Origin of the sequence: Arthrobacter sp. 2RAF22 (genome assembly GCF_052115325.1) — a bacterium.
Taxonomy (GTDB): Bacteria; Actinomycetota; Actinomycetes; order Actinomycetales; family Micrococcaceae; genus Arthrobacter.
On record NZ_JBFRGL010000010.1, the window covers coordinates 83,407 to 105,462 of the forward strand.

At 64.3% G+C, this 22,056-nt stretch carries 17 protein-coding genes; 7 read left to right on the forward strand and 10 right to left on the reverse strand.

Annotated elements, in window-relative coordinates; translation table 11 throughout:
• Positions 1–51: 51 nt before the first annotated feature.
• Entirely contained in the window at positions 52–2,226 is a 2,175-nt protein-coding gene (locus AB4068_RS10055; protein ID WP_306961877.1) for a transglycosylase domain-containing protein, read from the reverse strand.
• A gap of 205 nt (positions 2,227–2,431) precedes the next feature.
• On the opposite strand from AB4068_RS10055, the gene AB4068_RS10060 reads away from it, so the two are divergent.
• The 4 genes from AB4068_RS10060 to AB4068_RS10075 all read left to right on the forward strand — a co-directional run bounded on the left by AB4068_RS10060 (position 2,432) and on the right by AB4068_RS10075 (position 6,266).
• Positions 2,432–2,704, forward strand: coding sequence for a hypothetical protein (locus AB4068_RS10060; RefSeq protein ID WP_441433290.1), 273 nt, complete (start codon positions 2,432–2,434; stop codon positions 2,702–2,704).
• Positions 2,705–2,777: 73 nt separating this feature from the next.
• On the forward strand, positions 2,778–3,710 hold the full coding sequence (locus tag AB4068_RS10065; RefSeq protein WP_284989942.1) for a threonine/serine dehydratase: 933 nt from the start codon (positions 2,778–2,780) through the stop codon (positions 3,708–3,710).
• A gap of 97 nt (positions 3,711–3,807) precedes the next feature.
• A complete protein-coding gene (locus tag AB4068_RS10070; protein ID WP_332602997.1) occupies positions 3,808–4,392 on the forward strand; it encodes an adenylate kinase in 585 nt (194 codons plus the stop codon).
• Between the two features lie 41 nt (positions 4,393–4,433).
• A complete protein-coding gene (locus tag AB4068_RS10075) occupies positions 4,434–6,266 on the forward strand; it encodes a glycoside hydrolase family 15 protein (RefSeq protein WP_307053946.1) in 1,833 nt (610 codons plus the stop codon).
• Here the strand turns inward: AB4068_RS10075 and AB4068_RS10080 are convergent.
• Complete coding sequence (locus tag AB4068_RS10080; protein ID WP_441433291.1) at positions 6,246–8,855, reverse strand: bifunctional lysylphosphatidylglycerol flippase/synthetase MprF; 2,610 nt, start codon at positions 8,853–8,855, stop codon at positions 6,246–6,248. The two genes, AB4068_RS10075 and AB4068_RS10080, sit on opposite strands and share 21 nt — an antisense overlap.
• A 430-nt stretch (positions 8,856–9,285) precedes the next feature.
• Between AB4068_RS10080 and AB4068_RS10085 the strand changes: the two genes are divergently transcribed.
• Positions 9,286–9,933, forward strand: a complete 648-nt coding sequence (locus AB4068_RS10085; RefSeq protein ID WP_441433292.1) for an SGNH/GDSL hydrolase family protein — start codon at positions 9,286–9,288, stop codon at positions 9,931–9,933.
• A gap of 99 nt (positions 9,934–10,032) precedes the next feature.
• Entirely contained in the window at positions 10,033–10,278 is a 246-nt protein-coding gene (locus AB4068_RS10090; RefSeq protein WP_059389455.1) for a hypothetical protein, read from the forward strand.
• A gap of 61 nt (positions 10,279–10,339) precedes the next feature.
• Here AB4068_RS10090 and AB4068_RS10095 read toward each other — a convergent pair whose 3' ends face one another.
• From AB4068_RS10095 to AB4068_RS10120, 6 genes are all read right to left on the reverse strand, one after another.
• Positions 10,340–11,725, reverse strand: a complete 1,386-nt coding sequence (locus tag AB4068_RS10095; protein WP_441433293.1) for an AAA family ATPase — start codon at positions 11,723–11,725, stop codon at positions 10,340–10,342.
• 29 nt (positions 11,726–11,754) lie between these two features.
• A complete protein-coding gene (locus tag AB4068_RS10100) occupies positions 11,755–12,909 on the reverse strand; it encodes a serine hydrolase domain-containing protein (protein WP_441433294.1) in 1,155 nt (384 codons plus the stop codon).
• Between the two features lie 257 nt (positions 12,910–13,166).
• Entirely contained in the window at positions 13,167–13,979 is an 813-nt protein-coding gene (locus tag AB4068_RS10105; protein ID WP_284753733.1) for a bifunctional allantoicase/(S)-ureidoglycine aminohydrolase, read from the reverse strand.
• 10 nt (positions 13,980–13,989) lie between these two features.
• Positions 13,990–15,258, reverse strand: coding sequence for a DUF6986 family protein (locus tag AB4068_RS10110; protein WP_441433295.1), 1,269 nt, complete (start codon positions 15,256–15,258; stop codon positions 13,990–13,992).
• A 2-nt stretch (positions 15,259–15,260) separates the two neighbouring features.
• Entirely contained in the window at positions 15,261–16,856 is a 1,596-nt protein-coding gene (aceB, locus tag AB4068_RS10115) for a malate synthase A (RefSeq protein ID WP_306961862.1), read from the reverse strand.
• A gap of 14 nt (positions 16,857–16,870) precedes the next feature.
• Entirely contained in the window at positions 16,871–18,292 is a 1,422-nt protein-coding gene (locus AB4068_RS10120; protein ID WP_441433296.1) for an NAD-dependent malic enzyme, read from the reverse strand.
• Between the two features lie 210 nt (positions 18,293–18,502).
• Here AB4068_RS10120 and AB4068_RS10125 point away from each other — a divergent pair, with 210 nt between their 5' ends.
• The gene (locus AB4068_RS10125; protein ID WP_059389461.1) at positions 18,503–19,258 is read left to right on the forward strand and encodes an IclR family transcriptional regulator; all 756 of its coding nucleotides are present in this window, start codon (positions 18,503–18,505) and stop codon (positions 19,256–19,258) included.
• A 163-nt stretch (positions 19,259–19,421) separates the two neighbouring features.
• Here AB4068_RS10125 and AB4068_RS10130 read toward each other — a convergent pair whose 3' ends face one another.
• Complete coding sequence (locus AB4068_RS10130; RefSeq protein ID WP_441433297.1) at positions 19,422–20,984, reverse strand: NCS1 family nucleobase:cation symporter-1; 1,563 nt, start codon at positions 20,982–20,984, stop codon at positions 19,422–19,424.
• A gap of 154 nt (positions 20,985–21,138) precedes the next feature.
• Positions 21,139–21,963, reverse strand: a complete 825-nt coding sequence (locus AB4068_RS10135; RefSeq protein ID WP_441433298.1) for a MurR/RpiR family transcriptional regulator — start codon at positions 21,961–21,963, stop codon at positions 21,139–21,141.
• Positions 21,964–22,056: the final 93 nt, after the last annotated feature.

Genomic DNA, 22,056 nt, shown 5'->3' on the forward strand with positions numbered 1-22,056 from the left:
GTCGACGTCTCCGAAGTGACGATCCGTGCTACTGGACAGGAATTCTGAAACTCAGGGTGAAGGACTCGGCGTGGGCGTCCCGACCATGGACGCAGGTGGCACCGGGAAGGCTGTTGCCGGATACAGCCCGGCGACCTGCGTCATGTAGTTGGCCCATTGCGGCCCTGCCAGCATGTAACCGTCGATGGCGGTGTAGAACTTGCCGTTGATGGTGACGTTCTGTCCGGCCCGGCTCTGTCCTGCCATCGTGTCGCCGAAGAAGGACGCCGTCGCGAGCCCGGTGGTGTATCCGACCACCCAAGTAGAGCCATTGCTGTTGTTCGTTCCCGTTTTTGCCGCGGTAGGGAACAAGGCCTGGACTTTCGGTTGAATGTAGATACCGGATCCCCGTTTCAGGACGTCTTGGAGAACCGAGTTGACGCCGCGGGCAACGTCGGGCTTGATGGCCGGGCGGCAGGAACTGGCTTGGGCCGGCAGCTTCCCGCCGGATGGATCCGTGATGCCCACAATCGCGATCGGCCCGCAGTACGTGCCGTCATTGGCGAAAGTGGCAAAGGCATCGGCCATCACGAGTGGGGACACCTCGGTGCCGCCGAGGAGATTGCCCAATTGGTGCATGTTCACGGGTGCAGTGTCCACGCCACTGTGGAGACCCACCGCATCCACCACTTTCTGGATGCCGCAGAAGTCCAGTTGGCTCGCCTCGGCAAAAGTTGCGGTGTTGATGGAGTTGTAGAGCCCGTAGTTGACGGGCATCGGGCGGTAGTAGCCCTCGTCGTTGTTGCGGAGATCGTCAGCCGTGCCAAGGCCCGCGATTTTCTGGGCCGTGCTGTAGCCGCCGAGTACCTTCCCGCAGCTGTCCCTCCAAGGGAATCCGAGCGGATAGACCCTCCGCGACGCGTCCACCACCGTGGTCAAGGACTTGCCCTCGTTGAGCCACTCCGTGAAAGTGAATGGCTTCATTGCGGAACCTGGCTGGAAGCCCCCGGCTCCGTTGAGGTCATTGCCGTTGGCGTCAACGGAATCAACGTTGAAGTTGAGTTGGGTATCGAATTTGCCGGGCTCGGCCAGGAACACCGTGTTCTGTGCCATGGCCAGGATCTTTCCCGTGCCGGGCTGCACCGAGACCAGGGAGGCGCCCCATTTGTCCGGGTTCGCTCCTGCCGTGGCATCGACCTGCTGCTGGGCCACCGCCTGCAAGCGGCTGTCCAAGGTGGTGCTGATCGTCAGGCCGCCGCGATACAGGAGCTCTTCCCGGTCAGCCACGGTGGCACCGTATGCAGGGTCGTTGAGGATCAGGTGGGAGATATAGTCGCAGAAGTACACTGCCATGTCCGCAGCCGCGCAGCCCTGCTTCCCCGGCGTGATGTTGAGCTTGAGGGGAGTGGCCACCGCGGCCGCGTAGGCTGCCTGCTGGATCTTGTGCTGGGCGAGCATATCGGCCAGCACCAGGTTGCGCCGTTTGATGGAGTTGTCCGGATGGACGGACGGGTCGTAGTAGCTGGGGCTGTTGACCAGGCCGGCGAGCAGGGCCGCCTGCGGAAGGCTCAGGTCCTTCGCGGAAACGCTGAAGAAATGCTCCGCCGCGGCTTCGATGCCGTACGCGTCCCGGTTGAAGAACACGATATTGAGGTAGCCCTCCAGGATCTGGTCCTTCGTGAACTTCTTCTCGAGTTCGACGGCGAGTTTCATCTCCCGCACCTTGTCACCCAGGGTTTTCTGGCCGCTCAGCACCACTTGCCCGGTCTGGCCTGCCGCCAAACGGGACTCGTTGAGTACGTTGGTCACGTACTGCTGGGTCAGGGTCGACGCACCCTCGTTGGTACCCTTGGTGAAATTCGAGGCCAATGCCCTGAGGATCCCCTGGGGATCGATGCCGCCGTGCTCGTAGAAGCGGTTGTCCTCGACGGCTACAATCGCTTCCTTGATGTACGGCGACATCTGGTCCAGGCTGACCCGGACACGGTTCTCCGCATAAAAGGTGGCGATCGTCTTTCCGTCTGCGCTGAGCACTTTGGTGGACTGCGACGGCGAATTGACCACCAGATCACCCGGGAGGTTGTCGAAGTACTGGATCGAACCACTGACAGCCATCCCGGCCGACGCCACGCCGGGGACTACTAGCCCGGCGGCCAAGACGCCACAAACAGCACTCACCAGGAAGAATCCGAAGATCCTTCGCAGGACCCTGGCCAAACCATTTTTCGGGTTGTTTTTCCGAGCCATTTTTCCAGCTATCAACCGTGCGTCTTTTCAGATTACGCCGCCATTCCACCCGTCACATAGGCTCCCGAATCCGTGGCGACACGCCCCCCTTGGTTATGTTCGTCACTTCGCCCGCGCGCTGGCCGTGTCCGGCGTTTTTCCGGATGCATACTGAAGTTATTCGGGCGCGGTGATGGAAGGCAGGTGGCAGCCGGTGGAGACGCTGATGGCTGTTGTGAGGAGCGAGTATTTTCCGGCGGGAGCAGTGCTCGTGGGAGTGGTTTTGTTCTGGACAATCGGCTTGCTCGGCGGCCTCTCCTGGTTGAGCGGAGCGCAGCAGCCCTTGGCCATCCTGACGTGGATGATCTTCATCTACGGCGTGGTCGTGCTGTCTCCCCTCGCCGGAATCTGGGCCGCAGTGGACCTTGCCCGCCGTTGGCTGCGGAACCGCCGGGCCCGCCGGCAACAGCTCGGAACGGCCGACGTCGAGTCCCTCTAAGCGTGGGCCCGGTAAGCGATAGCCTGAGGCTAGCGCCTGCCCAGGATCTGACTGCACGGAACGAGGACCTACCATGATCACACGCGTCGACGTCGATGAAGCTGCCGCCCGGATTGCGGGGAGGGTCCGCCGCACGCCCGTTTTCGAGGCGGATGCCGGGACGGTGCCAGGGCAATTGTGGTTCAAATGCGAGTTCATGCAGCACACCGGGACGTTCAAGGCGAGGGGTGCCTTCAACCGCGTGCTTGCCGCCCGGGAGCGCGGCGAGCTGAAGGACAATGTTGGAATCGTCGTCGCCTCGGGAGGCAACGCAGGGCTTGCGAATGCCTACGCCGCGGCGCAACTCGGAGTGCCCGCAACCGTTTTTGTCCCCGAAACCGCACCTGCCGTGAAGGTCAAGAAGCTCAAGGCCAGCGGAGCCTCGGTGGTCCAGCGCGGCAGCGAATACGCCGAAGCGTTTGAGGCCGCCCTGGACTACGCCGCGGAAACCGGCGCCGTCTACTGCCATGCCTACGACCAAGCAGAAATCGCCGCCGGCGCCGGCACTGTCGGCTCGGAGCTGCTGGAACAGCTGGGAGAGGTGGACACCGTTGTAGTGGCCGTTGGAGGCGGCGGGCTCATGGCAGGAATCGCGGCCGCCGTCGAAGGTCACGCCAGGGTTGTCGGAGTCGAGCCGGACAACGCTCCCACCCTCTATTCGGCCCTCGCTGCAGGGGAACCTGTTGATGTGGCCGTCTCCGGGATCGCCGCGGATTCCCTGGGTGCCCGGCAGATCGGCAGGATCGGTTTCGAGGTGGCCGTCCGCACAGGCGTCCGGACGGTCCTGGTGTCCGACGACGACATCGCCGCGGCGCGCTCACTGCTCTGGGAGCAGTACCGGATTGTCGTGGAACATGGCGCAGCCGCCGCTTTCGCGGCCGTGAACTCCGGAGCGTATGTTCCGGCAGCAGGGGAACGGGTGGCCGTGATCCTGTGCGGTGCCAACACCGACCCCGCGACGGTCTGAAGCAGGCTGCCTTGGCCCTGCCGCGAGCGCTCCACAGTTGCTAAGCTCGAGCCACAATGCCGGGGCACGCAAACCGCTTCACGAACGGGACAGTATCATGACGCGATTGATCATCATGGGCCCTCCTGGCTCGGGCAAAGGTACCCAGGCTGAGCACATCGCCGGTCATTTCGGCATACCTGCCATTTCCACGGGAGACATCTTCCGCGCGCACGTCGGCGGCAAGACGGAACTCGGAGCCGAGGCCAGCAAGTACATGGACAGCGGCGAATTCGTGCCGGATCACGTCACCAACGCCATGATCCGCCAGAGGCTTGGCAACACCGACGTCCTGGCAGGATTTCTCCTTGACGGATATCCCCGCACCACGGCGCAGATCGAGGCTTTGGACGGCATTCTGGCCGGCAACCGGCAGCAGCTGGATGCCGTCGTCGAACTGGCGGTCGACGACGACGAGCTCGTCGCGCGGATGCTCCGCAGGGCACAGGTGCAGGGCCGAAGCGATGACACAGCACCGGTGATCCGGCGTCGCCTGGAGCTCTACCGCAACGAGACACAGGCGGTGGTCGAGCGGTACTCCGAGCGTGGGATAGTCCTCGCCGTCGATGGCTCCGGCCGGCGGGAAGAGATCACGGCCAAGGCCATAGCCGCCATTGAATCAGCACTAGGAAAGGGACAGTGAACGGTCAACCGCCTACCGGCCAAAGAATCGAAGACTATGCGATGATCGGGGACCTGCACACCGCAGCCCTGGTCAGCACGGCGGGCTCCATAGACTGGCTGTGCCTCCCGCGCTTCGATTCGCCGGCGTGCTTCGCCGCGCTCCTGGATTCCCCCCAGGCGGGGCGTTGGCTCCTGGCACCTGAAGCCGGGGGAATTTGCACGCGCCGCCAGTACCGGGACGGGACCCTCATCCTGGAAACAGAGTGGGAAACCAAAGAAGGGCACGTCCGGGTCATCGACTTCATGCCGCCGCGCGACGCCGTCGCGGACATCGTGCGCGTGGTGGAAGGGATCCGCGGGACGGTCAAGATGCGCGGGGAACTGATCCTGAGGTTCGACTATGGGCACGTGGTGCCCTGGGTCCGCCGCGACAGGCACGGCCTCCGCGCGGTTGCCGGTCCGGACTCCGTCTACCTCAAGACCCCTGCGCCGTTGGTAGGCAAGGACTTCACCACGGTCAGCGAGTTCACCGTGAACGCGGGTGACCACGTGCCCTTCGTCCTGACGTGGGCGCCCAGCCACGAACGGCGGCCCCGCACCGTCGAGGCGGATATCGCCCTCGAAGACACCTCGGCATTCTGGACGGATTGGTCCAAGCGTTGCAACGTCCGGGGGCCTTACCGGAAAGCCGTCCAGCGTTCCTTGATCACGCTGAAGGCCCTCACCTATGCGCCAACCGGGGGCATCGTTGCCGCCGCCACTACTTCGCTCCCCGAACAGATCGGCGGACCGCGGAACTGGGACTACCGCTATTGCTGGCTGCGTGATGCCACGCTGACCCTTCAAGCCTTCCTGGCCGCGGGCTACACCGAGGAGGCCAGCGCGTGGCGGGATTGGCTACTCCGCGCAGTGGCAGGCGACCCGGCCGACCTCCAGATCATGTACAGCCTGCACGGTCGCCGGCGGTTGCCCGAGTCGGAGCTGACGTGGCTTTCCGGATACCAGGGTTCCAAGCCGGTGCGCATCGGGAATGCGGCAGCGGAGCAGCTCCAGCTGGACGTCTGGGGAGAAGTCCTGGACTGCCTGTCCCTGACCCGGGCATCGCTGATGACCGTCGGCGATGAGTCCTGGGCCATCCAGACCGCCCTCATGCGCCACCTTGAGAGCACGTGGGACAAGCCGGACAACGGGCTCTGGGAAGTACGCGGCCCGCGGCGCCACTTCGTGCATTCAAAGGTGATGGCCTGGGTTGCGGCGGACCGCATGGTCCGCGGAATCCGTGAAGCCGGGATGCCCGGTCCGCTGGATCGCTGGGAGGCTTTGCGGGACACCATCCACGACGAAGTCATGACCCACGGATTCGACGCGGAGCGCAACACGTTCGTCCAGTCCTACGGGAGCAAGGAGCTGGACGCGAGCCTTCTCCTCATCCCCAAGGTGGGCTTCCTGCCGCACGACGATCCGCGCGTGATAGGCACCATTGACGCCATCCAGCGTGAGCTGACCGAAGACGGCTTTGTGCTGCGCTACCGCCCGCAAGACAGCAACGACGGACTGCCGGGCGGGGAGGGCGTCTTCCTTGCGTGTTCCTTCTGGATGGTGGACGCACTCTTGGGCGCCGGGCGCCGGGCAGAGGCGACAGCCCTCTTCGAGAGGCTCCTGGCCCTGCGCAATGACGTGGGCCTGTTGAGCGAAGAATGGGACGCACACGCGGGCCGGCAACTTGGCAATACTCCCCAGGCCTTCAGCCATTTCGGTTTGGTGCTCAGCGCCTTGCAACTTCACCACGGCAAAGCGCACCACAGCAATGTCCCGATCGGCGGGGTCCCGGCGTCGGGCGCTTCGGCAGAGGCGCAAGAGCCGTCGTCGGCCTCAGGAGCGGTTTCGCCCTGACGTTCCGGAGCGCTTGGGCCATCGGAAGATCCGGCCTGCCAAGGCCAGGCCCGCTCCGAGATTGAGCGTTGGCAGGTAGGCCCGTGCCACTGCGGTCCCAACGGCAGGCAGGGAAGCGGCGTCGGGGTAGAGCATGTAGAGCGGCTCGTATCGCGGCCGGAATTTTGCTTTGAATGCCAAGAGGGACCGGAATCCGTAGACCGGTTCCAATGTCGCCCCCAACCAGTCGAGCAGGCGGTCGAGGTTGCCGGGAGGGCGGGATCGCGGCTTCGGGCGAGGCATCTCGGAAGGGTCCTCTTCGGCCCGAGCCAGGGGCGCACCGGAGAGGCTCACGAATTCGCATCCTTCATCCTTGAGGCTGAGGGCCGCGGACGCGATGAGGAATTCGATGCTGGCCCGGAAGCCGCCGCTACGGCGACGCATGAAATCGAGGGTCCAGCCGACGATGTGACCGTTGCGGTATACAGGCAGCCAAGAGGTGACTGCGTGGACCGTGTGGCGTTTGTCGATTGCAAGGAGGCAGCGCACCTCCGGATCGTCGAGTTCGTCGAGGCTGCCCAAGGTAAAGCCCATTTCGGGCATGTTCCTGTCTGCCACCCATTCTTCGGAGATTTCCTCGATCTGGACCTGGACCGAGAAGGGAGCCGAGGCGTAGCTCGTCCATTCGTAGCGGATGCCCGCCTTCGATGCGTTGTTCAACGCCGTACGGATGTCCTGGAACTTCTTTCCCTTGAAGGAGACCGAATGCAATGGCAGGACCGTTTCCTGGGCTACCTGCGCAGAGCTCCATCCGGCGGAATCCGCATGGTCGCGCAACTCTTGGGGCACCGAGTAGAAACATGGCGTCCACCCGTTGCCCCTGCAATAACGGGCAAACTCTTCGAAGACGGCGGTTTTCTCGGAGGTGGGTCCCACCGGGCCGCCGAGCGTGAGGGCGACCCCCGTGCTCACGCGGTAGGCAACAAAGGACAGCCCGGAAGGGGAGAACCAGTACATGTTTCCCGGCCACGTGGTCATCCAGGACAGTGAGCTTCCCTCCCACGTCTTGATGACTTTCCGGGCACGCTCCGTACTGGCGTCGTGCCGGGTGTGGGCCTGGTGGAGGAAGGTCCTGAAGATCAGGACACCGGCGACCGCCCAAAAGACGACGCCGACGCCCTCGTACACGAGAACGGCGGCCGTGCCTTGGGGGAAGATCGCCGGGGGAACATCCAGGACGAAGCCCAGCGGAAGGAAGCGGTCCGGGACATCCGCCAGTAGTTCCGGTAGTCCCGGAACGGGGGAGAAGTCCTGGGCGAGCAAGAGGCCGGCGCCGACATAGACGGCACTGAGCACGGCAGCCATCGCAAGTACACGCACCGCGAGGCGTCGGTAGGTCCCCTTCGGGGCCTGGACATGAAACAAGCGCCGGGTCGCGAGCAGAATGATGGTCAGCGCAAGGGGCAGGAGCAGCGGCAGGGCAAAAGTGAACGGCTGCGAGGAAGCCGATCCTTCGATTGCGACAATCCCCTCGCTGGCGCCGGTGTCTGAAGTAGTCTGCTGCAAGACTCCGGCGAGTGCGATTCCGGCGAGAACGGAAAGCCCCACCTGGATCAAAAGGGTCCCCACCCAGGCAAAGCGCCGTCCGCGGCGCAGGCCCTCCGCAAGCAGCAGCAAGAGGAAGGACGGAAGGATGGCCATGAAGATCCCACCGGCCCCGGCACGTAATTGCAACTGCGCGACCGCACAGTCCTTCGCTTGCGCCGGATCGGAGCAGACGTTCTGGAGTGCTTGGGGATCGACAGGCTGGATGTTGGTGAACAGGAAACGCAGGATGGACAACGGCCCCACCGCATGCGGGATGAGGCCGGCGACTACCGGACCGATCGCCGATGCGGCAAGGAGAAGCGAAAGGAGCACCCGGCCTTCGTGCCGGGAACTGACCGGGCGTGCAAACCTCGGCCGGCGGCCCATGAGCAGGGGCCCGAGAACCGTGCCCGCGGTTGCGGCGCCGAGCCTGACCAAGTCTGCAAACCCTCCGCTGTAGAGGGCCAGGAGGAGCAACAAGGCGAAGACGACAAGCCGGATCCGGCGCCTCCACAGGGTTGCCATGGACGCAGTACCCGCCATGGCGGTACCGATGATGAACGCACTCGGACCCACGAAGAGGTGGCTGCCTATCTCGGCTGTCCAGTTACCGAGCAAGCCTTGGGCCAAGGCAAGGAATCCCAGGGCAATGCCAACGCCCAGAATCTGGCTGGAGACCGCAGCGATTGCGTACGCCCGCTGTCCCATCCGGCGTTCCAGCGGGAGGCCCAGCAACAGCACCAAAGCAGTTTCCAGCACATAGCCCGTCAGGTCCCTGGCCCAGAAGGCGGACGTCGCCGCGGCCCACCAGTGATCAGGTACGGAGCGAGGCGTCAGTGCGAAATTGAGCCGCAATTGAGCGTCCGGCCCCGTGGCGAGGCTGGAGGTCAGCGCTCCCAATCCCCAGAAAACGATGACAAATCCCAACGTGAGCTGCGCTGAGCGCAGTCTTTCCGTCCATGATCGCCGCGAACGGACATCGGGGACGGAGCGGGTGTCCGGCTCGGGCGCCGGTGCGTGCACGTGGTTCCTATCTGTGCGTCGGAATGATGGGGGTGCGAAATGAAATTCTTCCACACCGGCCATCCGGCGAGGATAATTCCCACCTCGCCGTGACCTTCCCCGTCCCGATCCAATAGACTCCGACGTAGGCAGGCTGTCGGCTCGTTCCGCCACCGGTCTATGAGCAATGGAAAGTTGCTTTTACAGCGCTAATACGAACAGAAAGCAAGCCCGGGACAGGCCGATGCACAAATCTCGCATATTCCGCTCCGCCGCAGCCGTGATCGCCGCCGGAGTACTTTTGGCAGGCTGTTCGCAGGCGCCTGCTGAACCGGGCGACTCATCCAGCGGCAGGCAGACAGCGGCACCCGTTGCACCCTCGGGTAGTCCAGCCGCAGCGGGCCAAAGTCCCAAGAAACCTGAGTCCGGACAAGATCCGTCAAAGCTTCCCGTGGGGTCCTTGTACAAGAACCCCAGCAACAACCGGAACGAAATCATCCTCGCGGACGTCCGGCACACCGCCGTCCTCATCGGGGACTCCCAGTCTGAGCCCCTGGGCTCATGGCCGCGGGGGGCTTTGGGCTCGCTTGGTTACAAGGTGTACTCCGTGGCCCGGGGCGGTACAGGATACGTCGCCGCGACGAGCAGCAGCGGAAACTATATCGACGCGCTGCAGCGCGGAGACTGGGTCCTGCCCTACGGGACGCCGCCGCTGATCGTTGTCGAAGGTGGAGGCAACGATGCCTCCCACAACGCCAGCGACGAGCAGATCACGGCCAACGCCAACAGGCTCCTCGCCGCCCTCAAAAAGAGGTACCCGCAGGCGAAGCTCGTGATGATCGGAACCCTTGCCAGGGGTGCCAACGCGGGCGGGGGGCGCCGCACCGAGGTTGACGCGTTGCTGGGCAATATTGCGGCCAAGGCCGGTGCTCCGTTCTTTAGCGTCGGGGACTGGATCAGCAAATACCAGGTTGCCGGGGACTTGGTGGACGGCGTCCACCTGAACGCTGCCGGGCACGCCAAACTCACCGGTGTACTCGCGGCGGACATGGCCGCAGCGGGACTTAGCCTGCAGCCGGGCCCGAGGAGTGCATCATAAGAGTTGCGGCCACCGGAGGAAGCCGGAAACTGCTTCCGGCTAGTGTCCGGACCGGACCGAGGTCTGGCAGAACGTCGCGAGCCGGAGAACAATTGATCTATGGTCAGCTATTCAGCCCTTGAAGACGCGTCCAGCAAGAATCCGCATGACTGGGGCCGGGCGATGGCAACGGCGATGACAAAGCTCCTGGATGCGGCGCGCATTGACGGACGGCATTTTGAACACGAGTTCCTCTATGGCGAGGAACTGCGCTTGAGGATCGACGAGAACAACGACGGAGCCACGGTCAAGCTCACGTGGACGCCCGCCGACCAGGAACCCGAACAGGAGAAGTCTCCGGCCTGAGTGATTCCTGTCGCCGGATTGGCCCTGGCGCCAAGGACAGTGCTCACGATCGACAACGTGGTTACTCCGCGCTCCCGTTGCTTCCGAGCAGGCTACGGGTCAGGGCCTCGCCGTCGGCCATGAGCTGTCCCACCGCGGTGCCCAGGTGCGGGTCTCCGGGAGTCTCGTCTGCCAGCGCGGCGGCGACCACCGAGCGTCGGATCAGCTCCTTCGCGAACGACGCCGTGGTGCCGGCGGTCCGGCCTGCCGCGGCTTCGATCGCCGAGGGGGAGAACGCGATTCCGTTGGAATACAGCCGCAGAAGTTCCACCCGCTCGTGCTTGGACGGAAGCGGGATTTCCACTGCCAGGTCCACGCGTCCTGGCCGCTGGGCGAGGGCCCGTTCCAAAAGTTCCACCCGGTTGGTGGTCAGAACGAACGCGACGTCGGCGTCGTTGTCCAGCCCGTCCATGGCGTCGAGTACCTCGAAGAGCAACGGTTTGGGCCCGTGGCCGAAGCTGCGGTCCTCGGCGATCAGATCGCAATCCTCCAACACCACGATGGACGGCGCCAAGGCCCGCGCGATCTTGGCCGCCTCGGAAATTCTGGCGAGTGAGCCGCCCGAGAGGAGTACCGCCGTCGTACCTTCGCTTTGGCTCAGCAGGTACCGGACCGTGTGCGTCTTGCCCGTCCCGGGCGCTCCATAGAGTAGGAGGCCGCGTTTGAGATGCTGACCGTGTGCCGCAAGGATGTCCGCTTGCCGTGCGATGCCAAGGGTGTGGCTCTCCACCTTGCTGAGGAGCCCGTCCGGAAGGACCACGTCACTGCTGGCAAGCTGCGGCCGCCGGATGAAGGTCACTCCGCTGATGCCCGGCCCGTAGTCGCTGGCGGAGAGCGAGATGACTTGGCCTCTGAAAACGCTCTTGTGCTCCATTTCGCGCCGTACCTCGGCCAGGAACCTCGACGCGACGGCAGGGTGGGTGGCCAGGACTTCGAGCGACGCAGTCTGCCGGCCACGCTCGATCTTGGCACCACGTTGGAGGACCGCTATGGGTGATCCGGCGTAGCTGAAGAGCCAGAGCCCCAGCGCAACGGCCTGGCGCTGTTGGTCCGGACCGGTGGCCAAGTTGCTGTAGTCCGGCTGGCTGAGGGGAAACCTCGGGTAGCTGCGGGATTGCTGCAACATGTCGCTGAAGGACATGTGGTGGCGCTGATCGCCGCCGCCGATTCCTACCAGCCGCCGCTCGGGGTCGCGGCCGGCCATCCCTTCCATCACGATGTCCACATCCACCAGACGGTGCTGCGGGATCTCCTCCGTCACGACGGACAGTTCATGGGCGGGAACCGCGAGGTGCCCGGTCAGTGCCGGTAGAAGTTGTTCGCCGTCGTCGCCATGGTCAAAGCCAAGCTGGGAGAGCCTTGTCAGTGTTCCGAAGTCCTCGATGAATTTCCCCAATTTTTCATCCATGCACAGACCCTAGCAGGATGCGTCGTGACTCAGCACAGCCCGTTCATCGTGGCGATGGCCACCTGCCGGAGCTGCTCGAACTCCGCTTGGCCGCTGCCATCCGTCGATTCAATGTGTTTGTCCGTGTCGGATGGATAGGCGAAGCTCATGGCTATCTGGCGGCTCCCGTCGCTCGTGGACAACGCGATGCTCGCAAACCAGGTGCTGCCGCCGTAGCCGTAGTAGAAGCCGTTCGTGCATTCGTCATTCCACCGCTGCAGCCCGAGTCCGTGGTTCTCCTGCCATAGGGTTTGCATGTCGCGGAGGGTGCTCGCCGTGAGTAGCCTGCCCTGCATGAGCGCTGCGTAGAACGTGTTGATATCGCCCACCGTGGAGATGACGCCCTCTGCGGGGGAACCGACGAGATACTCCGGCTGCGAGGCGTTGACGCGCTCGCCGTCGATGAATTCATAGCTCTGGATCATGTCGCGCGCATCCCGGTCAGGTTCGGATGCCAGCGAGGTGTGGCTCATTCCCAGCGGCACGAAGATATCTGACTTCAGGACATCGCCGATCGGCCGGCCGCGGAGCTTCTGCACTATCGCGGCCAGGGCGAAGTAGTTCGCATCCGAGAAGCGGAACAGCTGGAAGTTCGCGTGCGTCCACGGCACGGTCCCGGCCATGCGGAGGTAGTCCTCGATGCTGAACCTCGTGTCGATGGCCCGCTTGGTCGGCATGGCATCCAGGATGGCAACAGGCGCGTCGGGCAGGCCGGAGCTGTGGTTCAACAGGGAGCGGACTGTGACGGGGCCCGGCGGATGGACGAGCTGCCCGAATTCCGGGAAGTACTGAGTGACAGGGTCCTCGAGGCCCAGCTTTCCTTCCTGGACCAGCTTGAGCACCGAGACCGCCACCATGGACTGGGTGATGCCGCCGGCCTGGATCCGGTCGGTCACGGCCACCGGTTCGCCGGTCTCGACGTCTTGGCTGCCGTAGGCCTGGGACCATTCCCGGCCCCGGACTTTGATCTGGACGACGACGGCCGGCGCACCCCGGTTGAGCATTTCATGCGCGAAGAAATCCGCAACGGGGGATTCGGGTACTGCCCCTTGGGAATCGGTCGACGAGCTACTCGCCGGGGGTTCAGCCGTCAGAGGGTAGGTGCATGAACCGGACGCCAGGATCAGAGCCAGGACGACGGCCATCCGCGCTCGCCGCGAAGTCCGGGATACGCGGGAAGTCCGAGAGGCCCGCGCCGCCTCCATGGCTGCCTCCTGAAGCTACGCTGCGGGGCAACGGGCCAGGCGCCCTTGCCCCCGTAGTTTCGATCGTCCTCTTCGGAAGCGAGGGGGTCAACGCCGAAAACGCGGGCGCGCCCCCAAACCCAACTGACTCGCAGTAGGTGTCGTTATGAGCGCTCATAACGACATTAACTGCGAGTCAGTTGGGGTGGCCCGAAGGCCTAGGTCAGCTTGACCTGACGGTTGACGTCCTTGTACAGCAGGTAGCGGAACGGACCCGGGCCGCCGGCGTAGCAGGCCTGCGGGCAGAAGGCGCGCAGCCACATGAAGTCTCCCGCCTCCACTTCGACCCAGTCATTGTTGAGCAGGTACATGCCCTTGCCCTCCAGGACGTACAGGCCGTGTTCCATGACGTGGGTTTCCGGGAATGGGATGACCCCGCCGGGCTGGAACGTCACGATGTTCACGTGCATGTCGTGGGCCAGGTCGTTGGGGTCCGCGAAGCGTGTGGTTGCCCAGACGCCGTTGACGTCCGGCATTTCCCCGGCCTCAACTTCGTCGTCGCTCGTGACGAAGGACTTGGCTTCATAGCCCTCAAGGCGCTCGTAGGCTTTGCGGATCCAGTGGAAGGAGACGATGTCGTCCGAGACGTTCTCAAGGCCCCAGTTGGAACCGGCAGCGAGGTAGGCGTAGCCGCCCTCCTCGAGCTGGTGCAGTTCGCCGTCGAGGGTCAGGTTGACCTTGCCCTTGGTGACAAAGACGACGCCTTCGACGCCGGCCTCGAACTCGGCCTTGGGAGCGCCCCCACCCGGGCCGATCTCAACGATCAGCTGGGAAAACGTGGTGGCGAATCCGGAGATAGGGCGGGCAATGATCCAGGAACGCGTGTTCGAGAAGCCCGGCAGGTTGCTGGTTACGATGTCGGTCAGCACGCCCTTGGGGATGACCGTGTAGGCCTCCGTGACGATTGCGCGTTCGGTGGTGAGGTGGGTCTGCGGCGGCAGGCCGCCCTGGGGATAGTAGTACTTGCCCATCATTGGATCCTTACTCGGAGGTGGTGTGTGCGAGCCGCGGATGCGCCAGTGCAGTCAGCCGGGGGAGTTCGACGCCGGCAAGCGCCAGCACTTCTTCGGAACCCACCGCTCCACACTGGACGCCGCGCAGGACGAAAGCGGCCAGGGCCCGGGCGGTGGCGGGTTCGTCCATGACGCCGCCTTCGGTGCGCTCCACGTAGTTGCGCAGGCGGGCCGGGGCGGCCGGCAGGCCCTCGCGGTAGAAGGCATACGTCGCGGCGAAACGGCTCGGCAACTGGGCAGCGTGCAGGTCCCAGCCCTGGTAGTAGCCGCGTTCAAGGGAGCGGCGGACCAAGCGGCCGTGCAGCTTCCACGCGTTTTCCACGTTGTCGCCCACCGGGATGATGTTGGTGGAGCCGTCGGAGAGCCGGATGCCCGTTCCCGCAACGGCCAACTGCATGACTTCCTTGGCGAAATCGGCCACCGGGTGCTCCATGGACTGGTACTCCGCGGAGATCTGCAACGAAGCCGAGTAGTCGTAGGTGCCGTAATGCAATGCGCTGATCCGGCCCGGAACTGCGTGCGGAAGCTGGGCCACGGGAGAGGTCCCCTCCGGGCCGAGGATCAGTTGCGGCGTCTCCACCTGGACCTCGAAACGGAGCTGGCCCGCCGGGAGCGTGTGGATCTCCTCCAGTCGGGAGACCGCGAAGTCCATGGCCTGCACCTGGGCCACCGTGGTGACCTTCGGCAGGGTCAGGATGAGTCCCTCGGGCAGTTCTCCGGCCGAGGCCAAAGTGGAGACGAACAGGTCCAGGGTCTTCAGGCCACGTGCCCGGGTGGGGGCCTCGAAACACTTGAACCGGATGCCGATGAACGGCGGCGCGGACCCCGCGGCAACGGCTTCGCTGACAGCCTGGGCAGCCGCTACGGCCGCGACGTCTTCTGCTTCGTCGCCCCGGTCGCCGTAGCCGTCCTCGAAGTCGAGGCGCAAGTCCTCGATCGGTTCACTGCGCAACTTGGCAGCCACACGGGTGGCGACGGCGGCAGCCAGTTCGGGCTCCTGGCCCAGCAACGTACCGAGCCTTTCGAGACCGCCGTGGGCCTCCGCCGTCGTGATTGCCTGGGCGCCCCATTCCGCCGACAGCGACGGCGTGAAACGGTCCGCCGGGACGTACACCGTGTGCACGGGCTGGCGGGTGCCGTCGTCGCCGGGGTAATTGCGCTCCAGCAGCTGGTCGGTGGCGGCAAGTTGGGAGTCGATGGCGGCGAAATCGGCCGCAGAGAAGGAGGATGCGGCCATTCCTACACCAGCTCGTAGGCGGGAGTGGTGAGGAAGTCCGTGTAGTCCTCGGAGAGACAGATGTCCGCGATCAGGCGGCTCGCCGGCTCGTAGAACTTCTCGAAGGACTCGGCGTCGACCTCGCTGCGCAGGCGGTCGGTCTCTTCGCCGAGGATCCGGGTGACCAGCTCGCGGGTGACCGTGTTGCCGGTGTCGGCCAGGACCGACTTGTTGCGGATCTGCTGCCACACCTGGGAACGGGAGATTTCCGCCGTGGCGGCGTCTTCCATGAGGTTGTGGATGGCAACGGCGCCGCTGCCCGAAAGCCACACCGCGGTGTACGCGACGGCGACGTAGAGGTTCAAGCGAAGCCCCGCCTCGGTCACGTGGCCACCGGCGGAGGAGATGTCCAGCAGCTGATCGGCGGTCACGGAGACCTCCGGGCGCTGCTTGTCCAGCTGGTTCGGCTTGTCGCCGAGCACGGAGTCGAACACTTCGCGGCACGTGGAGACGAGGTCCGGGTGGGCCACCCAGGAACCATCGAAACCGTCGTTCGCCTCGCGGGTCTTGTCCGCGCGGACCTTCTCGAAGGCCTGGGCTGTGACTTCGGGTTCGCGGCGGTTCGGGATGACAGCAGCCATGCCGCCCATGGCGAAGGCGCCGCGCTTGTGGCAGGTCTTGACCAGCAGTTCCGTATAGGCGCGCATGAACGGGGCCGTCATGACCACGGACGCGCGGTCCGGCAGGATGAAGGACTCGCCGGCGTCGCGGAAGTACTTCACGATGCTGAACAGGTAGTCCCAACGACCGGCGTTCAGGCCGGACGCGTGGTCGCGCAGTTCGTAGAGGAACTCGTCCATTTCGAACGCGGCCGGGATGGTTTCGATCAGCATGGTGGCGCGGACGCTGCCTTGCGGGATGCCGAGGTAGTCCTGGGCGAAGACGAAGATGTCGTTCCACAGCCGGGCCTCGAGGTGGCTTTCCATCTTGGGCAGGTAGTAGTACGGGCCGTGGCCGTTGAGCAGGAGCTGCTTGGCGACGTGGAAGAAGTGCAGGCCGAAGTCCACCAGCGCGCCCACGGTGGGTTCGCCGTCGAGCAGCAGGTGCCGTTCGTCCATGTGCCAGCCGCGGGGGCGGGCGACGACGACGGCGAGCGGCGCGTCCGTGCGGAGCCGGTATTCCTTGCCCTCCGGGGAGGTGTAGCTCAGGGTGCCCTGGGCTGCGTCGCGGAGGTTCAGGATGGCGTCGATGACGTTCGCCCACGTCGGGGTGCTGGCGTCCTCGAGGTCGGCGAGCCATACCTTGGCGCCGGAGTTCAGGGCATTGATGGCCATCTTGGCCGGGGAGGCCGGGCCGGTCATCTCGACCCGGCGGTCCTGCAGGGCCACGGGTGCTTCGGCGACCTTCCAGTCGCCGTCGCGGATGTCCTGGGTTTCCGGCAGGAAGTCGAGGCGGCCGGTGCGGGCTACTTCTTCGCGCTTGGCGACGCGGGCCGCGAGGAGCTCGGTGCGGGTGCCCGCGAAACGGCGGTGCAGTTCCTCCACGAAGGCCAACGCCTTGGGAGTCAGGATCTCCTCGGCTCGTTCGATCGGCCGGGGGTCTGTGACTGTGAGAGCCATGGGGTGGTCCTTTCCTAGAGAGCGCCGGCGGCCTGCGTTTGCTGCTTCCGCGCGTTTGCGTTTGCTGCATTTGCTACGGCTGCGGCGACGTCGGCTGCAACGTGGGGGTCGAAGACGCTGGGGATAATGTAGCTCGCATTCAGTTCATCATTTGCGACCCGGTTGGCGATAGCCTCTGCCGCGGCCACGAGCATTTCCGGGATGATGTCCGATGCTCCGGCGTCGAGCAGTCCGCGGAAGAAGCCCGGGAAGGCCAGCACGTTGTTGATCTGGTTGGGGAAGTCGCTCCGGCCGGTGGCCACCACCGCTGCGTGCTTGGACGCGATCACCGGGTCGATTTCCGGGGTGGGGTTGGCCATGGCGAACACGATCGCGTCCTCGGCCATCGAGGCGACCTGCTCTTCGCCGATCACGTGCGGAGCGCTGACGCCGATGAAAACGTCAGCACCCTTGAGGGCTTCGTGCAGCGTGCCGGAGAATCCGGCCTCGTTGGTGTTCGCGGCGATCCAGGAACGGTGCTCGTCGTCGTACTTTTCGCCCGAGTGGATAGCGCCGGAGCGGCCGGCGGCGACGATGTGCTGCGCGCCCTGCGCCTTGAGGAGCTGGATGATCGCAGAGCCGGCAGCGCCGACGCCGGAGACAACGATCTTGACCTCGGACAGCTTCTTGTCCACCACGCGCAACGCGTTGACGAGGGCCGCGAGGGTGACAATCGCCGTTCCGTGCTGGTCGTCGTGGAAGACGGGGATGTCCAGCTCGTCGCGGAGCCGCTTCTCGATTTCGAAGCAGCGCGGGGCTGCGATGTCTTCAAGGTTGATGCCGCCGTAGACCGGAGCCATGGCCTTGGCGATCATGATGATTTCTTCAGTGTCCTGGGTGTCCAGGCAGACCGGCCAGGCGTCGACGTTGGCGAACTGCTTGAACAGCGCGGCCTTGCCTTCCATGACAGGCAGTGCCGCGGCCGGGCCGATGTTGCCCAAGCCAAGGACGGCCGAACCGTCGGTGAGGACGGCGATGGTGTTCCGCTTGACCGTCAGGTTGCGGGCAGCTGCCGGGTCCTCGGCGATGGCGAGGCAAACGCGAGCGACGCCGGGAGTGTAGGCGCGCGAAAGGTCGTCGCGGTTGCGCAGGGCCACCTTCGGGACGACCTCGAGCTTGCCGCCCAGGTGCATGAGGAAGGTGCGGTCCGAGACGTGCTGGACCGTGACGCCGTCGAGCGCGTTGAGGGCGTCCTTGACGCGGTTGGCGTGGTTTTCGTCCGTGGTGTTGCAGGTGACGTCAACAACCAGGGTGTCGTGGTGCGACTCGGTCACATCCAGCGCGGTGACGGCCGCACCGGCAGCGGCGACCGCAGCGGCCAGCTCGCTCGTGGCAGTGAAGCTCGACGGCGCGGCGACGCGCAGGGTGATCGAATTTCCGGGGCTCGGGTTCGCCATTGAATTTCCTCCTCGTACAGGCCCATAGCGGGCCTCCGCTCAAACCGAATGTTTTCGTATTATGGATATTATTATCTACAAAGTGGAAACACAAGCCCTGATCGGCAGGCAAGCATTCCGGCGTCGCGTGCTGTATCTTGAGTGTTCTAAGCAATTCTTTTCACGATGCGGATAAGAGTTGTCGGATTCCGAGCCATAGGAGACAACGGAATGGCTGAAAAGCCCTCGGGAGGCGTGCAGTCCGTCGAGCGCGTCTTCGAACTGCTGGAACTCATCACCGACGCCGGCGGAGACGTCACGTTGAGCGAACTATCGTCGTCGACAGACCTGCCGCTCCCCACCATCCACCGCCTGCTGCGCACTTTGGTGTCCCTCGGCTACATCCGGCAACTGCCCAATCGTCGCTACGCGCTGGGCCCCCGGCTCATCCGGCTTGGCGAAGGCGCCAACAAGCAACTCGGAGCACTGGCCCGCCCCCAGCTGAAGTCCCTCGTGGACCGGCTCGGCGAAACGTCCAACATGGCCGTGCTGGATTCCGACATGGTCATCTACGTTGCCCAGGTTCCGTCCCTGCACTCCATGCGCATGTTCACCGAGGTGGGCCGCCGCGCCCATACGCACGACACCGGCGTCGGCAAGGCCATCCTGGCCCAGTTGGACGACGAAGTGGTCCGCGGGATCGTGGCCCGCACGGGCATGCCGACTCCCACGGCGAAGAGCATCGGGGACATCGATTCCCTGCTCGCCGATTTGAACCGGATCCGCGAACGCGGCTACTCGATCGACGAGGAAGAGCAGGAAATCGGCGTCCGTTGCTTCGCGATGGCTGTGCCCAACGCTCCGACGCCCACGGCTATTTCGGTTTCCGGACCGGTGTCCCGCGTGGACCAGCACTTCGCCGACCGCGCCGTGCCGTTGCTGCGCGAGGCCGCGCTCGCGATCTCGGCCGAGCTGAACCAGAACTAACCGTCCCGGACGCTCGCTCACCTATGTGGGGTTTTTGGCGGACGCTCGCTCACCTATGTCGGGTTTCGGGCAGACGCTCGCTCACGGGGTGAGCGAGCGTCCTGGAATTTGGCCCTATAAGTGAGCGAGCGTCCGGCGGTTTCTGTTTGATGACGGCGGGCGCTCAGGCGAGGGCGCCGTCGTTCACTTCGACGCCGTTAGGCTCCAGGTTGATCATGGGGGATCGCTTTTCGAAGTACCAGAAGGTCAGCAGGCCCAAGGCACAACCGAGGAACCAGCTGTAGTTGCCGATCCAAGTTGCGTTGACTGTGGTGGCTCCGGAGTCAAGGAGCGCTTTGGGAATCAGGACCGAGGCGATCGACACTACGCCGCTGATGGCCACTGACTTGACCGCGTTGGGGTTGTAGCCGTTGCGGAACCAGTACTTGCCGCTTGGCTTCATCGTGTACATGTCCTCAACCCACACCTTCTGCTTTCCCACGAGGTAGTAGCCGGCGATGAGGATGCCGAAGAGCGGGCCGATGAGCGCCCCCAGAACGCCGAGCGTGTAGTGGATGGCGTCGTCGTTCGAGTACCAGTTCCACGGGGTGAGGATGACGGATCCGACGGCGGCGATCATGCCGCCCATGCGCCAACTGATTTTCTGCGGGCTCACGTTGGAGAAGTCGAACGCCGGCGAGATGAAGTTGGCCACGATATTGATGCCCACGGTCGCGATGACAAAGGTCAATCCGCCGAGCAGCACGGCGAACACCGAATCGATTTCCTGCACGGTCTTGACCGGGTCCGTGATGAGGTGCCCAAAGACCGGGGTGGTGGCCGACGCCGTGATGACCGTGAGCAGCGAGAAGAACAGGAAGTTGACGGGCAAGCCCAGGAGATTGCCCTTCTTGACGGCCTTGAAGCTCTTGCCGTAACGCGCGAAGTCGCCGAAGTTGAGCATGGGGCCGGAGAAATACGACACCACCAAGGCGATCGCGGAGATCATGACCGGGATGGACGCAGCGAAGTCGAGCGGTTCGCCGGCGGAGAGGTTGAGGCTGATGTTGCTGACGCCGGCCTTGGATACCAAGTAGATGGCGAGAACCAACATGACAACGTAGACGGCCGGTCCGGCGAAGTCGATGAATTTGCGGATGCTTTCCATTCCGTTCCAGAACAACGCGGCCTGGGCTACCCAGAGGATTCCGTAGCAAATCCAACCCAGGGCAGAAAGGCCAAGGAAGCCGTACTGATGGACGTCGTACAACGGCTTCATGGCCGGGAAGAACTTGAGGAACACGATCACCAGKGCTTCGGAGGCCAGGAAAGTCTGCACTCCGTACCAGGCGACAGCGATGAGACCGCGGATGATGGCCGGGATGTTGGCACCTTTGACGCCGAAGACGGCCCGGTTGATCACGGGGTAGGGGACGCCGGTCTTCTGACTGGGCTTCGCCACGAGGTTGCAAAACACCTGGACAATCACGATGCCCACCAGCAGGGCCACCAACACTTGCCAGCTCGCCAGGCCGAGGGCAAAAAGGCTGCCCGCCGTCACATAGCCGCCGATGCTATGGACGTCCGACATCCAGAACGCGAACAGGTTGTAGCTGCTCCAGCGCTGGTTGTTCAGGGGCACCAAGTCTTCGTTGCTGAGCCGCGGGTCACGGCGTGTGGCGGCTTCATCAATCGGGTGGCCAAGTAGGGTGCCGGTCTTCTCTGGGGCGAGTCGTGCTTCGGCCATCGGTTCCTCGAATCAGGGTTTTCCACGACCGGGGCAGTCGTTTCACTGGTTCAATTCAATGGAACAGATGTTTCAGTTCAGTTTCCGGACCGCTAACTTTTCTTTACGCTTGGCGCCGGGCCCGGCGAGCGAGCCGAGCACGGCCGCCTTCGGACTACCGTCGCTCGATCTCTTCCAGTGAGTCGAACAGCCCGGTGATTTCCCGGACGCGATCCCTTCCTGAACGGCCCTTCGCCGCCAACACGCCGTTCGCGAGGACGCTCACGAGGCACATGGCCGACGCATAGCTGTCAAAGGCGGCGCTGCCCTCCACAGGGCATTCGATCCAGACGGAGGCGTCGGCCGCCAGCCAGCGCGCGCTCGGGTCTCCGATCAAGATGGTGCTCGCGCCGGTGGCGGTAGCGGCCTTCAGGACACGGTCGAAACGGTCGGGCCTGCGCCGGAATCCAAGCAGAACCACGACGTCGTTCCCGTCCAGTCCGGCGAGCTCCTCGCCCACGCTTTGGCCCGGCTGAGGGGCCAGAGCCACCGACGAACGGCACTGGAGAAGCTGCTGCCGGAAATGGAGGGCGACAGGGAAACTGTTGCGGAAACCGATCAGAAGGACATTCCGGGCCTCAGCCAGTTGTTGTGCCACCTTGAGGAGGCGATCGTCGTCGAGCGTATCGAAAAGGCGGTCCAGGTTCTGCTGCTCCTGTGCCAAATGCAGGGGGATCCCGCCGTCGGCCTCCTGCCTGGCGAGCGGCACTCCGCTGGACCTCAGGCTCCGGGTGTGTTCCTTGACCTCGTTGAAATCGGCGAATCCCAGGCGGCGGAATAGCCTGCTCATGGTGGCCTTGGAAACGCCGCTAAGCTGGGCGAGCTCGGCCGCGTTGTAGACCGCAAGGTCGCCCAAGCGGTCCAACAGGGTATCCGCGGCCTTTTGCTCCTGCGGCCCAAGCTCCGAGTAGTGTTGTTCGATTCGCTCATCGATCCTCATGAAACAACCGTCTCACGCGGACCCGTAACTAGCGCGAAATGGCAGGTGCTGCCCCATTCCTTGGCTGAGGAATAGGGGCAACACCTGCCAGTT

Coding starts and splice junctions, on each gene's coding strand:
- AB4068_RS10095 (WP_441433293.1), bottom strand. CDS start 11,725: ATGGATGAAAAATTGGGGAAATTCATCGAGGACTTCGGAACACTGACA.
- AB4068_RS10125 (WP_059389461.1), top strand. CDS start 18,503: ATGGCTGAAAAGCCCTCGGGAGGCGTGCAGTCCGTCGAGCGCGTCTTC.
- AB4068_RS10060 (WP_441433290.1), top strand. CDS start 2,432: ATGGCTGTTGTGAGGAGCGAGTATTTTCCGGCGGGAGCAGTGCTCGTG.
- AB4068_RS10055 (WP_306961877.1), bottom strand. CDS start 2,226: ATGGCTCGGAAAAACAACCCGAAAAATGGTTTGGCCAGGGTCCTGCGA.
- AB4068_RS10070 (WP_332602997.1), top strand. CDS start 3,808: ATGACGCGATTGATCATCATGGGCCCTCCTGGCTCGGGCAAAGGTACC.
- AB4068_RS10075 (WP_307053946.1), top strand. CDS start 4,434: ATGATCGGGGACCTGCACACCGCAGCCCTGGTCAGCACGGCGGGCTCC.
- aceB (WP_306961862.1), bottom strand. CDS start 16,856: ATGGCTCTCACAGTCACAGACCCCCGGCCGATCGAACGAGCCGAGGAG.
- AB4068_RS10100 (WP_441433294.1), bottom strand. CDS start 12,909: ATGGCCGTCGTCCTGGCTCTGATCCTGGCGTCCGGTTCATGCACCTAC.
- AB4068_RS10110 (WP_441433295.1), bottom strand. CDS start 15,258: ATGGCCGCATCCTCCTTCTCTGCGGCCGATTTCGCCGCCATCGACTCC.
- AB4068_RS10065 (WP_284989942.1), top strand. CDS start 2,778: ATGATCACACGCGTCGACGTCGATGAAGCTGCCGCCCGGATTGCGGGG.
- AB4068_RS10135 (WP_441433298.1), bottom strand. CDS start 21,963: ATGAGGATCGATGAGCGAATCGAACAACACTACTCGGAGCTTGGGCCG.
- AB4068_RS10120 (WP_441433296.1), bottom strand. CDS start 18,292: ATGGCGAACCCGAGCCCCGGAAATTCGATCACCCTGCGCGTCGCCGCG.
- AB4068_RS10090 (WP_059389455.1), top strand. CDS start 10,033: ATGGTCAGCTATTCAGCCCTTGAAGACGCGTCCAGCAAGAATCCGCAT.
- AB4068_RS10105 (WP_284753733.1), bottom strand. CDS start 13,979: ATGGGCAAGTACTACTATCCCCAGGGCGGCCTGCCGCCGCAGACCCAC.